At 56.8% G+C, this 14,430-nt stretch carries 20 protein-coding genes; 18 read left to right on the forward strand and 2 right to left on the reverse strand.

The window, feature by feature from the left end:
• Positions 1-16: 16 nt before the first annotated feature.
• The gene (locus IT893_RS20225; RefSeq protein WP_256430730.1) at positions 17-145 is read right to left on the reverse strand and encodes a hypothetical protein; all 129 of its coding nucleotides are present in this window, start codon (positions 143-145) and stop codon (positions 17-19) included.
• Between the two features lie 112 nt (positions 146-257).
• On the opposite strand from IT893_RS20225, the gene IT893_RS04745 reads away from it, so the two are divergent.
• The 14 genes from IT893_RS04745 to IT893_RS04810 all read left to right on the forward strand — a co-directional run bounded on the left by IT893_RS04745 (position 258) and on the right by IT893_RS04810 (position 10,765).
• On the forward strand, positions 258-428 hold the full coding sequence (locus IT893_RS04745; RefSeq protein WP_197147006.1) for a hypothetical protein: 171 nt from the start codon (positions 258-260) through the stop codon (positions 426-428).
• A complete protein-coding gene (locus IT893_RS04750; protein ID WP_063087797.1) occupies positions 425-1,240 on the forward strand; it encodes a phage capsid protein in 816 nt (271 codons plus the stop codon). Before IT893_RS04745 ends, IT893_RS04750 begins: the two co-directional genes overlap by 4 nt.
• Before the next feature lie 38 nt (positions 1,241-1,278).
• A complete protein-coding gene (locus tag IT893_RS04755) occupies positions 1,279-1,554 on the forward strand; it encodes a hypothetical protein (RefSeq protein ID WP_197147007.1) in 276 nt (91 codons plus the stop codon).
• Between the two features lie 95 nt (positions 1,555-1,649).
• Positions 1,650-2,162, forward strand: a complete 513-nt coding sequence (locus IT893_RS04760; RefSeq protein ID WP_197147008.1) for a tail fiber protein — start codon at positions 1,650-1,652, stop codon at positions 2,160-2,162.
• An 88-nt stretch (positions 2,163-2,250) separates the two neighbouring features.
• Positions 2,251-2,892, forward strand: coding sequence for a phage tail protein (locus tag IT893_RS04765; protein WP_197147009.1), 642 nt, complete (start codon positions 2,251-2,253; stop codon positions 2,890-2,892).
• A 75-nt stretch (positions 2,893-2,967) separates the two neighbouring features.
• Positions 2,968-3,561 carry a phage tail protein gene (locus tag IT893_RS04770; RefSeq protein WP_197147010.1) on the forward strand — a complete coding sequence of 198 codons (594 nt, stop codon included), beginning with the start codon at positions 2,968-2,970 and terminating at the stop codon, positions 3,559-3,561.
• A 63-nt stretch (positions 3,562-3,624) separates the two neighbouring features.
• The gene (locus IT893_RS04775) at positions 3,625-4,209 is read left to right on the forward strand and encodes a hypothetical protein (RefSeq protein WP_197147011.1); all 585 of its coding nucleotides are present in this window, start codon (positions 3,625-3,627) and stop codon (positions 4,207-4,209) included.
• A gap of 91 nt (positions 4,210-4,300) precedes the next feature.
• Positions 4,301-6,223 (forward strand): hypothetical protein, encoded by a 1,923-nt coding sequence (locus IT893_RS04780; protein WP_197147012.1) that lies wholly within the window; start codon positions 4,301-4,303, stop codon positions 6,221-6,223.
• A complete protein-coding gene (locus tag IT893_RS04785) occupies positions 6,223-6,669 on the forward strand; it encodes a hypothetical protein (protein ID WP_197147013.1) in 447 nt (148 codons plus the stop codon). The genes IT893_RS04780 and IT893_RS04785 overlap by 1 nt, the downstream gene beginning before the upstream one ends.
• A gap of 36 nt (positions 6,670-6,705) precedes the next feature.
• Positions 6,706-8,109, forward strand: coding sequence for a hypothetical protein (locus IT893_RS04790; RefSeq protein ID WP_197147014.1), 1,404 nt, complete (start codon positions 6,706-6,708; stop codon positions 8,107-8,109).
• 44 nt (positions 8,110-8,153) lie between these two features.
• Positions 8,154-9,257 carry a hypothetical protein gene (locus tag IT893_RS04795; RefSeq protein WP_197147015.1) on the forward strand — a complete coding sequence of 368 codons (1,104 nt, stop codon included), beginning with the start codon at positions 8,154-8,156 and terminating at the stop codon, positions 9,255-9,257.
• 58 nt (positions 9,258-9,315) lie between these two features.
• Positions 9,316-10,209: a hypothetical protein gene (locus tag IT893_RS04800; RefSeq protein WP_197147016.1), complete on the forward strand. Its 894-nt coding sequence runs from the start codon at positions 9,316-9,318 to the stop codon at positions 10,207-10,209.
• Between the two features lie 34 nt (positions 10,210-10,243).
• Positions 10,244-10,444, forward strand: a complete 201-nt coding sequence (locus IT893_RS04805) for a hypothetical protein (protein ID WP_197147017.1) — start codon at positions 10,244-10,246, stop codon at positions 10,442-10,444.
• 9 nt (positions 10,445-10,453) lie between these two features.
• Complete coding sequence (locus IT893_RS04810) at positions 10,454-10,765, forward strand: hypothetical protein (RefSeq protein WP_197147018.1); 312 nt, start codon at positions 10,454-10,456, stop codon at positions 10,763-10,765.
• A gap of 45 nt (positions 10,766-10,810) precedes the next feature.
• Here the strand turns inward: IT893_RS04810 and IT893_RS04815 are convergent, their stop codons facing one another.
• The gene (locus IT893_RS04815) at positions 10,811-11,257 is read right to left on the reverse strand and encodes a hypothetical protein (protein WP_064781811.1); all 447 of its coding nucleotides are present in this window, start codon (positions 11,255-11,257) and stop codon (positions 10,811-10,813) included.
• A gap of 100 nt (positions 11,258-11,357) precedes the next feature.
• Here IT893_RS04815 and terL point away from each other — a divergent pair, with 100 nt between their 5' ends.
• The 4 genes from terL (at position 11,358) to IT893_RS04835 (ending at position 14,421) form a co-directional block, all read left to right on the forward strand.
• The gene (gene terL / locus IT893_RS04820; protein WP_197147019.1) at positions 11,358-12,881 is read left to right on the forward strand and encodes a phage terminase large subunit; all 1,524 of its coding nucleotides are present in this window, start codon (positions 11,358-11,360) and stop codon (positions 12,879-12,881) included.
• Positions 12,882-13,188: 307 nt separating this feature from the next.
• A complete protein-coding gene (locus tag IT893_RS04825; protein WP_008890208.1) occupies positions 13,189-13,494 on the forward strand; it encodes a hypothetical protein in 306 nt (101 codons plus the stop codon).
• 136 nt (positions 13,495-13,630) lie between these two features.
• Positions 13,631-13,954 carry a hypothetical protein gene (locus tag IT893_RS04830; RefSeq protein ID WP_040823358.1) on the forward strand — a complete coding sequence of 108 codons (324 nt, stop codon included), beginning with the start codon at positions 13,631-13,633 and terminating at the stop codon, positions 13,952-13,954.
• Positions 13,951-14,421, forward strand: coding sequence for a cell wall hydrolase (locus IT893_RS04835; RefSeq protein ID WP_197147020.1), 471 nt, complete (start codon positions 13,951-13,953; stop codon positions 14,419-14,421). The genes IT893_RS04830 and IT893_RS04835 overlap by 4 nt, the downstream gene beginning before the upstream one ends.
• Positions 14,422-14,430: the final 9 nt, after the last annotated feature.

A 14,430-nucleotide genomic window follows, 5' to 3' on the forward strand; every position in this document is an offset into this window, starting at 1 on the left:
CCAAGCCTAGCCTAGCCTAGAACAGCTTGTCGGCACGGTCGATGACCGCGTTGACATAGTCCGGGATCGGGGTCAGCGGCAAAAGGAAATAGCCCGCAATCCCCAGCCCGATCAGACTGAACAAAAGCAAAACCGACTTCTTCACGGCAGATACTCTTTTTCTTTGTTTTCTTGTTTGTCTTGGACCGGACCGCGCAGAAAAGCCCGTCGGGTGCAACAGGTCGGGGCAAATCAAGCGCGTGTCCTACGGAACCTCGATGGATGAGGTTTCCTGTAACAGCGCTCTTAAAACACCAAACCTTGGCCGGAAAATGACCGGTTTTGGGGCAATTGTGGCACTGGCCTTTATGGGCAGCGCAATTGAACCCCGACGGCTGCCTGCAATCACGACAAAACCATATCTGAAACAAGGGGATAAAAGGCGATGACAACCACGATTGATCAAAGCTTCATCGACCATTTCCAGGCCGATGTGCATCAGGCCTATCAACGCATGGGATCAAAACTGCGCAACACGGTGCGGGTGAAAAACGCCATCAAGGGCGCGACCACGGTTTTCCAGAAAGTCGGCAAGGGCACGGCGACCACCAAGGCCCGCCATGGCAAGGTGCCGGTGATGAATGTCGATCACGAGGCGGTCCGGTGTGACCTGCGCGATTACTATGCCGGTGACTGGGTCGATGCGCTTGATGAGCTCAAGATCAACCATGATGAAAAGATGGTTCTGGCCAATGCCGGGGCCTATGCGCTCGGCCGCAAGACCGACGAGCTGATCATCAATGCGCTGGTCGGGGCCGATGATGTCGTGCCCGATAATACCGAGGGCATGACGCTTGATAAGGTCATGATGGCGTTCGAAGGCCTTGGTGATCGCGATGTGCCCGATGACGGGCAGCGCTATGCGATTGTCGGCTGGAAACAGTGGTCGGAGTTGCTTCTGATCGATGAGTTTTCGCGATCTGACTATATCGGCGATGAAGATTTGCCGTGGAAGGGTACACAAGCCAAACGCTGGCTTGGCACGCTTTGGATGCCCCATTCCGGCCTTCCTGTCGCCTCGGGCATTCGATCCTGCTTCTGGTATCACCGCACCGCCATTGGCCATGCCATCGGCTCGGACGTTCAGTCCGACATCACCTGGCACGGCGATCACGCAGCCCACTTTGTCAACAACTCCATGAGCCAGGGTGCCACGCTGATTGATGGCGATGGTGTCACCTGCATCAAGGCGCAGGAATAACACCCACACCCGACTTTTCCCGAACCAAGGAGACCCAAATGGCAGAAGGTTTCAAAGCCAGAAACCTCAGTGTTCTGGCATACGCCAACGGCTTTACGCTGTGGCACTACATCACCCCGGACGTCGCCGCCGACGTCGATACCGCCGACTATTTTCTTGAGGCCCGCGACATGCTGCGCGTCGGCGATTTCATCATCGCCAACACCAACCGCGACGCCACCATGTCCGGCGGCCTGTTCGTCGTCGCAAGCTCCGGTGCGGGGGGCGTCGATGTCCGCGACATGACGGCAATCGGCACATCAAACACCGACTGATCGCACACCCCCGATCCACCCTTTTCATCCTCCCTCAACCTCGCCCCGGTGACATGTGTTGCCGGGGTTTCTTTTGACCAGAACAAGGATTGCCCATGTGTAACTGCAACAAGATTACCATCTGCACCGAATTTGACGCCGCCCAGATCGCCGGCCTTCAGGTGCCGATTGCTTCCATCCATGCCTTTGCCACCCAGACCGTGCCGGACGGCTATCTGATCTGTGATGGTTCGGTTGTTTCCCGCGCAGAGTATGCCGACCTGTTTGCTGCACTGGGCACTGTTTGGGGCGAGGGTGATGGCAGCACGACCTTCAATGTCCCCGATTTGCGCGGCGAGTTCCTGCGCGGCTTTGATGCTGGCCGTGGTGTCGATGAGGGGCGTGTGTTTGCATCTGAACAGAATGATGAGTTTAAAAGCCATACACACGGTTTTACCGAAACCAAGTCTGCTTTGTCAGGGTCGAGGGAGTACCCAGTCTACAGTTCGCAAGTTGTTGAGCCGAACGCTGTAGAGGAAGCTGTTACTCACACTGGTGGGGATGAAACCCGCCCGCGTAACGTGGCCGTGACTTACGCGATCAAGGCAATCCACCCTGCGAGCAACTGAGTAAGACCCGCAACCAATCCACATCTTTTCAAACGCCCTGGCAGCATCCGCTGCCGGGGTTTCTTTTTCTCAACCAAGGAGACTGCTCATGCAGGGTAATACCCCGGTCGAATGTGAAATCCTCAATGTCATTCAGGGTGCGGGCATCTGGCCCGATTGCGATGATAAAACGCAGCTTCTTCAAGCCATCGAAGCGCTGATTTCAGGCGGTGGTTCTGGTGGTGGCGGTGTCGTCGCTGGCAGTGAAATCGGTTCGGTTTCAGCTTTCGCCATGCCAACCCCGCCAACTGGCTGGCTGGTCTGTGATGGTTCAGCGATCTCACGCACCGAATATGCCGATCTGTTCGCAACCATTGGTACGCTTTGGGGGGCTGGTGATGAGGTGTCTACCTTTAACCTGCCGGACCTGCGCGGTGAGTTCGTGCGTGGCTTTGATGATGGTCGCGGCGTTGATGATGGGCGTGTGTTTGCGACTTCACAGGACTTCGCCCTTGAAAACATCACTGGGCGTTTTGGCGGAAGCGCGTTGTCGGGTGGTAACGACATCTTCGAGGGTGTTTTTGGTGACAACATCACAGGTTTGTTGGATCAGTCGCCAGGTTCGGGCGTGAAGCAGCCCTACGGCATTGATTTTGATGCTTCGCGAGTTGTCAGCACAGCTAACGAAACCCGCCCACGCAACATCGCGATGACCTATGCGATCAAAGCGTTCTATCCGACGTCTGCATAAGTCTTGCAATGAAATTTATGACCCTGGCAGACCGTGTTTGCCGGGGTTCTTTTTTGTCCAAATTGGAGAAATCATATGCAGTGTTTGAGCCCGGTTGAAAGTGAAGTTCTCAATGTCGTTCTGGCAGCCGAAATTGTTCCGGATCGCATGGACGATACCCAGCTGTTGCAGGCACTTGAAACCCTGTTTGGCGGTGGCAGTTCTGGGGGTGGGGCTGTGCCGGTTGCGACCATCCTGCCGTTTGCCGGTTCGTTGGCACCGGAAGGCTTTATGATTTGTGATGGTGCGGAACTTCTGGCGGCGGACTATGCCGATCTGTTTACCGCGATTGGCACGACCTATGGTGTCGGGCAGGCCGCTGGTAGTTTCAAACTGCCGGATCTGCGCGGTCGTGCACCGATTGGTGCCGGTCAGGGCGATGGTCTGACGGATCGTGTGATTGGTGCGGCTGGTGGTGAGGAAACGCATCAGCTTACGGTCGATGAGATGCCAAACCACACTCACCAGTACGGTGCGCCTCATCTCCAAACCTATGGCATGGGTTCATTTGCGGAACGGGGCCTAAACCCGACTTCGCAGGAATGGTATTCGGTGTCGGATGCTGGTGGCGACCAGCCTCACAACAACATGCAGCCGTTCCTGGTGGTGAATTACATCATCAAGGTCTGATTGCTGTGATCTAGAACCTTGCGGGGCCCGGTTTTCCGGGCCCCGTTTTTGTTGGGGGATGTGATGGCGTTAAGTGATGTGGCGCTGTGCGCGCGGGCGTTGGTGATGATCGGGGCAGCACCGATTTCATCGTTTGAAGAAGACGTCGCCGAGGCCGAGATTGCCCGGATGCTTTATCCCGCTGTGCGTGACGGCATGCTGGCGGGCTACCCTTGGCGGTTTGCCGGGCGGGGGTGCTGGCTCTCGCGCTTGGCGGACGGGGATGGCGCTGGGGCTGGTTCGGCCAAGGAGGACAGCAATCTGTTTGCCTTGCCACGGGACTTTATCCGCTTGCTGTCGCTTGAAAATGAGGGGGGCAAGATTGCCCGGTTTGAGTTGCGCGATCAGGCGGTTCTGGTCGCAAGTGACAGTGCGTATCTTGGCTATGTCGCGCGTTTGCCCGAGGGCAGCTTTCCGGCCTGGTTTGATATGGCCTTGATGGCACGACTGGCGGCCGAGTTTTGTCTGCCGCTGACCGAAAGCAGCACGCGCGCAGAGTACCTTTTCAAGCGGGCCGAGGATCAGTTGCGTGAAGCCAGGCTTGCCGATGCGCAGCAATCGACCCCGCATGCGATTGATGATTTTTCCCTGATTTCTGCAAGGGGGTAGGGCGGGCACGGAGCATGCCGCCATAGATCCCCGCGAAGGCGGGGATCCCGATCCACAAGCGTATGACCATAATTCAACGAGGGAGCACCCCATGGCACGCCGCGTTCTGGAGAAAAACACCTTTTCGACCGGCGAACTGGCCCCGGAATTGTGGGGGCGATCGGATCTGAGCGCTTATGCCAATGGGGCCGCACGTCTGCGCAACGTGTTTATCGAGCCATCGGGCGGGGTGCGACGCCGTCCGGGCATTCGATTGATTGATGAATTACCGGGCCCGGCCCGCCTGATCCAGTTCGAGTTCAATACCGAGCAGACCTATCTGCTGGCCTTTGGCGACAACCGTGCGCTGGTGTTTGAGGACGGGGTCGAGACGATCTGGTTTGAAACCACGTTTGGGCCAGAGCACCATGATCTTTTGAACTGGACGCAGAGTGCGGATACGCTGTTGGTCGTGCATCCCGATGCCCAGCCGGTCCGGATCACGCGCACTGGCGATGGCAGTTGGCAAACCAGCCTTTGGGCCTGGCGCGAAACCAATTTCAGAACCAGCCAACCCTATTACAAGTTTGTCGAACCGGCTGCGACCCTTAGCCCGTCGGGCACCAGCGGCACAGTGAGTCTGACCGCCAATCTGGATGTGTTCGTGCCAGGCCACGTCGGGACCCTGTGGCGGATTCAGGGGATTGAGGGCGAGATTAAAAGCGTTGCCAATGCGCGGTCCGCCACCATCGCGCTGAAGCAGGCATTGCCAAATACCAATGCCACCGTCGATTTTGTCGAGCAGGCCTTTTCCGATGTGCGTGGTTGGCCGCGCAGCGTGACCTTCCATCAGGACCGGTTGATCATTGGCGGATCGCGCGATCTGCCCAACCGGTTGTGGATGTCAAAATCCGGCGATCTGTTTAATTTCGAGCTCGGCGAAGGGCTTGATGACGAGGCGATTGAATTTGCCCTGCTGGCCGATCAGGTCAATGCGATCACCGGCATTTTTGCCGGTCGTCATTTGCAGGTCTTTACCAGCGGATCGGAATGGATGGTGACGGGTGATCCGCTCACCCCTGCCAATGTGCAGGTCACGCGCCAGACCCGGATTGGCAGCCAGAGTGATCGTACCGTGCCGCTGGTTAATGTTGATGGGGCGACGCTTTTTGCTGGCCGGAGCGGGCGCGAAATTCGCGAATTCCTGTTTACCGATGTCGAGCAGGCGTATGGATCGGCCGATCTGGCGTTGCTGTCGCGCCATCTGATCCATCATCCCATCGATCAGGCCTTTGATCCGGATCGAAGGCTTTTGCATGTGGTGATGCGCGACGGATCGCTTGCCACCCTGACGCTCTATCGGTCTGAGGCGATTACCGCCTGGTCGGCGCAGTCGGTGGCGGGATGCGCCTTTGCATCCGTTTCGGTGTCGGGTGGCGACGTCTATGTCGTACTGGAACGCGATGGCCGATATTTCCTGGGCGTGTTTGACCCGGCATGCGGATTTGATCTTTATCGCCGCCAAAGGGTGGCCGCGGGCGAGCCGCCACGCCGCCATTGGGGCAATCTTGATCCGCTCGATGGTCTGGATGTCAGCGTTTGGCACGATGGCGTTCTTGCCGATGACATCCCGGTTGCCGGGGGCACGATTACGCTGCCAGATCGTATCGGGGCAGTGGCGGAGATCGAAGTCGGCTTGCCCTTTACCCATGAGATTTTTGCCCTGCCGCCGGCCGCATCGGATGGCAGTCGCCCGCATGGCGGCAATGCCGTGCGGCTGGTTTCGGTGACACTGCGTTTGCAGGAAACTGGGCAGCTTCGCGTTGATACCGGTCGGGGATTGCGCGATGTCGCGCTGCCGGTATCCGCCGATGACAAAGACGCGCTGTATAGCGGGGATATCACGCTGCGCGCACTGGGCTGGCGGCGGGGCAGTGGCGGAGGACTGAAAAGTGGACTTTGGCGCATCGCCGGGGCATTGCCCCGGCCTTTTTTGTTGCTTGGTGTGGCCAGTGAAATGGGGGTGAATGACTGATGGGTGGATTTACATCAATCGTGCCGATGGCGGCATCGGTGCTGCAAACCGGACAACGCATTGCTGCCAATCAAAGCAATGCACAAAGCCGGATTGATCAAACCGAAGCCGCCCGTCAGGCGGAGCTGGCCGAGATCGCAGCACGTGAGCGCGAAGATGCGACCAATCGCGAGGAGGACCTTAGGCGGCGTCAGGCAACCGCACGTGCCCGGCAAGGGGCATCGGGCTTGATCGCCGGTGGATCCGGGTCGGCCAGTGCGGTTTTGGCGGGTTACGAAAAAGCCGCAAGGCAGGATGCGGACCAGAGTGCCGATGCCGCCGCGAGAAACCGCAATCGCATCAACCAACAGGCCGCCTGGCGCGAAAAGTCGCTGTTGCGATCGACACAGGATGACACGGTCGCACGGCTGAATGCCTGGTTTTCCAAGCGCGATGGCTGGGGCTGAGGTTCTGGGGCTGATCACATTTAGGGGAAGTACGCTATGGGCGCTGTTTTTGCCAATCAGATCCGTGCCGCCATTGTCTTTGTCGGCGATGGTGCGCGTGACAAATTTCCGTTTGATTTTGATGTGTTTGATGCGGGTGATCTGCGCATCATCATCGATGGCAATGAAATCGAAACCGGGTTTCACATCGCCTTGACGCCCAGTGATGAGGGCGGCGGTGGTGTGGTGCGGTTTGAACACCCGCCGGCAAATGGCAGCACGATCACCATTGCCCGCCAGTTGCATTTGCGCCGGTTAAGTGCCTTTGACGCCATGTCGATCCCGCGCGGCGATGCGCTGGAACGCGATCTTGATTTCATGACGGCCGCCCTTGGCGATGTTGATCACGCACTGACCGGGACGCTGCGTTTTAGTGCGGATCAGGATGCACCTGCGTCGGCTGAATTGCCGGTGATCAAGCCCGGTCGGGCCCTGATCTGGAACAGTGATGGTACGGGGCTTGCCAATGGCCCGACGGCCGATGATATCGCGGTCGCAAGCCATAAGGCAAGCCAGGCACAAAATGCCGCCAACCGGGCCGAGGCCGCCGAAAGCCGGTCTGAAATCGCAGCTGCGTCGTTCGAGCGATCAAACGCCTCCGCGATGCTTGATCTTGATTTTCGCAGTGGCGATGTGCTGGCGTGGGAGGATGAACGCCGCATGCCGGTGATCGACGCGCCGGTCAGCCGGATCATGGATATCCGCGAAACCGGATCGCTGGTCCGGCTTTCAAGCGGGGCGCAATTGACCTTGCCGGTGGCGTCCGTTGCGCGCAATGGCGTTCGGTTTCGGGTGTTTAACGGCGATGGCACGATGGTTGATATTACAACGGCGGCGGGCAATGTGATCCGCCCGACCAATGGCGGGGTAGAGGCAACTGTTTATCCGTTGCCGACCCGTGGCGACATGGTCGATCTGATCTGTGATGGTACGCGCTGGTTTGCTGCCCCGATCCATGAAAGCGGCCCGGTGGTGAAGCTTCTGCGGGTGGCCAGCCAATCCATCCCGGCGGGCGGGGCGTTTCTGGTCGAATGGGATCAGGTGATTGAAGACAGCCACGGGCTTTATGACAGTGCGGTGCATGGTGTCACCGGCCTCGCGCCCGGCTTTTATCATGTCGATATCGGGGTGCGTTTCCCGATTACCGACCAGTCGGTATTTACCACATTGTCGCTCGAACGCTTTGACGGCGCCGATTGGTCAAGCCACCTGCAGGCCAATGACATCACCGCCATGGGCAGCGGGGCGGCGCACAGTTTGCGCCTCAATGGTATTGCCCGGATTAATCCCACACCCGGCAGCGGATTGCGCCTGCGTCTGTCGCATAGTGATGTGCAAACACGCGACATTGGCGCAAGCGGTCTTTTGACCTGGTGTCACATTCATCGCATTGGCGGCTAGCGCACCACCATCAACCCATAGCCAATTAAACGGAGATGCATCCAATGGGATTGCGTTATCAGCCGCTTGCGGCCTGCATGAACGTGTCGCGCGCCAGCACCAAGCTTGTTCGCGGCCAAAATGGCCTGCTTGAAACCAGCGCGATTGATGAACCGGCCTATGACCATGATCGGCTTGGCCGGCGTTTGGGCCTTTTGATCGAGGGGGCGGCGACCAATTTGCTGCGCTACTCAACCGCCTTTGACAACGCGCTTTGGGAAAAGAACAGCGGTGTGACCGTGTCCAGCAGCACCATTACCGCCCCGGATGGCAGCCAAACCGCGATGCAGCTTGATCTGCCGGGCACTTCCGGTGGTGCGGACGGGCTGTATCAGAATGTCGGCGGGCTTGTCGCCAGCCAGACCTACAGCTTTGCCGTCTGGATGCGCGCGGTTTCGGGCACGGCTGACATCACGCTTGGCGGGATTGACGGGGCTTCCGCGCATGGCTTTGCCCTGGATGAAAACTGGCAGCGGGTGTGGATCGCCGAACCGGCATCCGGTACGACCCGCTATCCGAAGATCAGCACCGCGATAACTGCGCTTCCGGCCTCAATCCTGATCTGGAATGCGCAGCTTGAAGCCGGGCCAGCCCCCACCAGTGATATCATCAGCAACGGCATTCCGGCGGCGCGGGCGTGCGATTATGTGCGGCTTGATCCCGGTGACTGGTTCGCGCAAGGCCGGGGCACCTTGGTGTTTGATATCCATACCGCGTCCGATTGGGATGGCATCTGGCGGATCGTGCAGCTTTACTCGCTTAGCCTCAATGACGATCACCTTGATCTTGGCTATGACAGTGCCGCCGATCAACTGCGCATTTCGCTGCGTTCTGATGGCGTGCCGCTGATCACCCAGTCGCTTTATGGAAGCCTTGCCAGGAACACGCGCCATCGCATTGCACTTGCCTGGGATGACGATGTGATCTCGGTCGGGCTGGATGGTGTGGTGCTGTCTTCCCCCGATGGCTTTGCCATGCCGCGCAACTTTTCCAATATCGTGCTGGGTTCCTTTGGCGGCATCGACAAGGCACTGAACGGGCATGTGCGCAATCTCGCCTATTGGCCGGAAAAGCTTTCCAATGCGCGGCTTTCAGAGCTATCAATTTGACAGCTAGCAGTAGATGTTATTGTTAGTTCCCTCGTAAGCTTGATCAGGAAAGCAGTCCATGGCGCAGCCAGTTACATATTTTGTTCGTCATGCTTCCAAATTAGATATAAGCGATGAAACTTATCAGGCTTTGCTTGATCAACATCTCATCGCGATCCATTTCCCGCATGAGAAGGCAAACCCAGTACCGAAGAAGGATAGCGTGTCGACTGATCCCGCCGACTATGAAGGAACAGCTCACCAAAATCTCAAGCGTATGCATATGTTGGCGAAAAATGGTGGATATGTTTGTGCATACTACCAATTTGGGAGACGCTGTATCTTAGGAAAGGTCAAAAAGGGCAGTAATATTTCACTAACTGAAGGTCAGTGGAAGTCACAGCCAGAACGTATCGCGCAACTAAAAACACTAGAACTAGAGATGCATAGGGAGTTAACTTTAGAGCAACAGATTGCGATATTAGCTGGACGTCCTCGTCAGGGAACACTAGTTCGGTGGAAAGCTGTTGGCAGTCAAATACAGCGTCTGGTCGATAGACTTCCTGCCGAAAAAATTGCAACCAACTTATCCGTTTCTCAACAAGAAGTGATGGTTGCTGAATTTCTTAGACAGAATGTTCATGACGATCTTCCGCGCATGCAAAGCTTGCTGATGCCCGTTGGTCGTACATTGAAAGATGTGGATATCTTCGGATTATCAAAAAGCGGGCAAAAACTGCTAGTTCAAGTAACCAACAGTCACTGGGACAGCGCCGACATCAAGCATAAAGTCCGAAAACTCTCTTACTACGGTGCAACTGGAAACCAATTGATAATTGTCGGGCCCGGTTCAAAGCCCCCGGAATATAAGCAAGATCATCAGATGATTTTTGTTGGTATGCAGTATTTGATGGATCGTTTTTTAGAGACAGAGGTTGGTCAAGTTTGGTGGTCATCAGTTTCTTTCTCTTAAAGCTTGGTGCAGATTGAGCTTTCAAGGTGCGCTGATGGCTCATGTGATTGATCACCTTAAAAATGATTTATCCGTCGAATTGCCTGACGACATCGCAATGGCCCGAAACTTCGCCAACATCGTTTTGGGATCGTTTGACGGCGCAGACAAGGCGATGAATGGCCATCTGCGCAATCTGGCCTGTTGGCCGGCAAAGCTTTCCAATGCGCGGCTTTCAGAACTTTCAACTGTCTGAGGATGGGCGATGCTTGAGAGGGAAAACACCGATCCAATCGCCACCTTGCGGGCGGAGCTGCTGCGTGATTTGCCCGATGATATCAAACGGGTGCGTAATGCCTATCGCCGGGCGGCTCAGCAGGCGGCCCTTTTGCGGGATGCCAAGGATTTCAATGCGCATCAGGCGGCATGCAAAACGGCACTCGGGCATCTTGAAAGCTTGATCAAGCTTTTGCGCTGGGCGTGTGAGGGAGCGGGAGAAGTTGATAGCGACGCACCTGAGAAAAGCAATGTCGATCAGCTGATTGCCGAAGCAAAGCTCAGTCTTGCGGGCGCCTGAGGTGCTGCGCCCCACCATTCAATGAGCATGGTAGGGCGCATAAATTCAGTAGGACAATGTTACCAATTCGCATTTGGCGTTCTTGCCACCGGCATAGTCGTAGAAGACTTTCATGAAACTGCCGCTGCCGTTTTGGATATTCAGCGTGATCTGATAGCGATTTGCCGTGGTCGTGGTTGTTGCCGTGCCGCGGCGGATTTCAGATTCAAGATCTGACGGGGTCTGAATTCCGGCATTCGGGCCGCGTTCACGAACGCGGGTATAAAAGTGAAATCCTTTGTCCTGCCAGATCATAGGCAACATGTTGCTCCACTGGCTGTTCGTAACCTGTTTCCACGCATTGTCGACATTGCTGCCGCTGAGTGAAAACGTTGTCGGGGCACAGGCCGATGGCGGTTTGGCATGTGCGGGCAGTGTGACGAAAAGACCAAGTGTCAGGAAAAGAAAGGCTGCCATCAGGCCGCCAAAACGCATGCTGCGATAGGTCTGCATTATCGGGTTGCTCCTTGTTGTCATGGTACTCAGACACAGCTTTGACGTCGCCCGGACGCGAACGTGACAGAGCACAACAAGCAAATTGATGGAGTGGGGAATGCCAATTACTCAGACCGCCCGCTTCGCCGAATTCGTCTGGATCTGGGATCAGATGTTGGGGCTCAGCCTGCCGGTCCATCATCGCAAGATGGCCGATTGGCTTGAGGACTGCTGGCAGTCGGGCAAGCGGGAAATGCTTTTGATGGCGTTTCGCAATTCCGGCAAATCGACGCTGGTCGGATTGTTTTGTGCCTGGTTGCTTTATCGCGATGCCGATTTGCGCATTCTGGTGCTGGCCGCCGATCTGGATCTGGCGAAAAAGATGGTGCGCAACGTCAAGCGCGTGATTGAGCGTCATCCGTTGATGAGCGCCCTTTTGCCCGAAAAGCTGATCGATTGGGGGAGCGAGCGATTTACCGTGGCGCGAACGGCTGTGTTGCGTGATCCGTCGATGCAGGCCGTCGGGATTGGCGGCAATATCACCGGATCGCGTGCCGATCTGGTGATTTGCGATGATGTCGAGGTGCCCAAAAACAGCGACACGGCCCATAAACGTGCCGAGCTGCGCGAAAAGCTTGGCGAGATTGCCTATGTGCTGGGGCCACGTGGTGCGCAGCTTTATGTCGGCACCCCGCACAGCTATTACTCGATCTATGCCGATGAAGCGCGAACTGAAATCGGGGAAGTTGTCCCGTTCCTTGCCGGTTTTTCACGCTTTGAGCTTCCCATCGTCAATAAGCACGGTACATCAAACTGGCCGGAACGGTTTGACGCAGCCGCGATTGATGCGATGCGGATCCGCACGCCAGAGCGCAAGTTTCAAAGCCAGATGATGCTTGAAATGATGGCCCCGGTGGCAGGCATGCTCGACCCCGCAAAACTGCGGTTTTACGACGACGCGGCCGAGATCACCCATGGCAATGGCCGCATGAGCCTTCGAATTGGCGGGCGGACCATGGTCGCCAGTGCCTGCCATTTTGATCCGAGTTTGGGGTCGCTTCGGGGCGACGGGGCGGTGGTGGCATGTGTTTATATCTGTGATCAGGGGGAATATTGGCTGCAGGATATCGCGTGGCTGCGGGCGTCTGATCCGACTGACCCAACGGCAAACTGCGATATGCCTTGGCGCGATGAGGCCAGCCAGCTTTGTGCGCAAGTGGCCGACTTTATGGCGCGCCATCACTTGCCGTCGGTCCGGGTTGAGACCAATGGCATTGGCCGGTTTCTGCCCAATATTCTTCGGCGTGAATTGAAATCAATCGGATGGGCGGCGAGCGTCGTAGAACATCATGAGAGTACCAACAAGGCCACCCGGATCGAGGATGCCTTTGGTGCGGTGATGGGGGCAGGATTGCTGCATGTCCATCGCGCTGTTTGCCAGACACCGTTTCTGCGCCAGATGCGCGATTGGCATCCCGATAACAGCAATGCCAACAAAAGTGCCGATGACGGGCTTGATGCGGTGGCGGGCTGTATTTTGCATGATCCGGTGCGCTTGCCACGGGTCGATATGCCGATCAAACGCGCCGACTGGCGGGCACAAAGCGGGATTTTCCGGGCCGATAGCCATTTCAACCCGTGAGAACGGGCTTTCAATTCGTGAGGGAGTAAAAAACTTTCTCACAATGCCAAATGGTTAGCGCGGGTCTGTATCACATTTGTGAAATATTCATGGAAAATTCAGCTTTGGTCCCTACGTTTATTATATGAAAGCATAGTAAGTAATTTTTCTTCCTATACTAAAGTGAGTTTTCGAAGCCAGAAAAAGACGGGTCCCGGCCCATGAAGCCGGCACAAGGAAGCGGCCAAAGATCATTTGTTGATTGATTTTGCAGTACAGGAAAACAAGACGTCCATGTGGGCGCACCTGACTGTCAGGAGGCCTGACCATGTTGAAAACACTGAGCTTGATTGCTGTGGTGGCAGGTGCCGTTGCAGTAACACATACCCCAGCCTCGGCATCCCCCGTCTGCGGGGATCGATCCAAGGTGATCGACAGCCTGAGCGCAAAATATTCCGAAGAACCGGTCGCGGTCGGCGTGACATCCAATGGTGGCGTGATCGAGGTGCTTAAAGCCCCCGATGGCCAGACCTGGACCATCCTGTTTACCTATCCGTCCGGCCCAAGCTGCCTTGTCGCCTCTGGCGAGGCCTGGCAGGACCTGGAAGAAAAGCTCAAAGGCCCGGCAGCTTAAACCAAGCTTCCCCGCCTCCTGACTGCTTTGACCGCTTATCCAGCCCGTGGGATGTCGCCCCGGGCGGAGAAGAGGTCGACCTGACCCGCAAACCATCGGTTTGCGGGTTTTTCTTTGTCTGAAAATCGAGGCCCCCATGACCCTGCCTGTGACCCAGACGGTCGATGTGATCTGGTGGATCACGGCTGTTGAAATCCCTGCTGTCGCCAGCCTGTTCTGGCTGCATTGGCGGATGCGTTCCGAACTGCTTGGCCGGGTGGAGCAACTCCGTGCCCGCGAGGAATCAGATGCCAGCGACCTGCGCGATGCCTTGGCTGCCTTCAAGCTCGATGTCGCGCGCAACTATGTCTCCATCCCCTATCTCAAGGATGTCGAAAAACGCCTGACCGGTCATTTGCTCCGGATCGAGGCCAAACTCGACATGCCGCCCATCCCGACCAAAAAGGATCTGAGCCTATGACCGAACCCCAAACCCTGACCAGATCGGTATCAACGCCGGTCACCGATCCCGATACACTGCCCGAGGTCGAGGTGCTTGCCCGCACCCTTTATGGCGAGGCGCGCGGCGAAGAACTTCGCGGGATCGAAGCCGTGGCATCGGTCATCCTCAACCGGGTGGCGTTTGCCAAGCGGCGCGGGCGCTATTGGTGGGGCAATGACATCAAATCGGTGTGCCTGAAACCGGCACAGTTTTCCTGCTGGAACGCCAAGGATCCCAACCGCAAGAAGCTGCTGGCACTCAGCCCGCGTGACCCGGCCTACCGTTTGTGCAAACGCATCGCGAAGCGCGCGGTGGCGGGGGAGCTTCCCGATCACACCGAGGGTGCGACCCACTATCACACCCATGCGGTCGATCCGTTCTGGGCGCGCGGCCATGTGCCGGTGGCCGAGATTGGAAACCACTTGTTTTACAAAAATATAGGGTAGGGAGTTATC

The organism is Thalassospira sp. A40-3, from assembly GCF_015871485.1.
Lineage (GTDB): Bacteria > Pseudomonadota > Alphaproteobacteria > Rhodospirillales > Thalassospiraceae > Thalassospira > Thalassospira tepidiphila.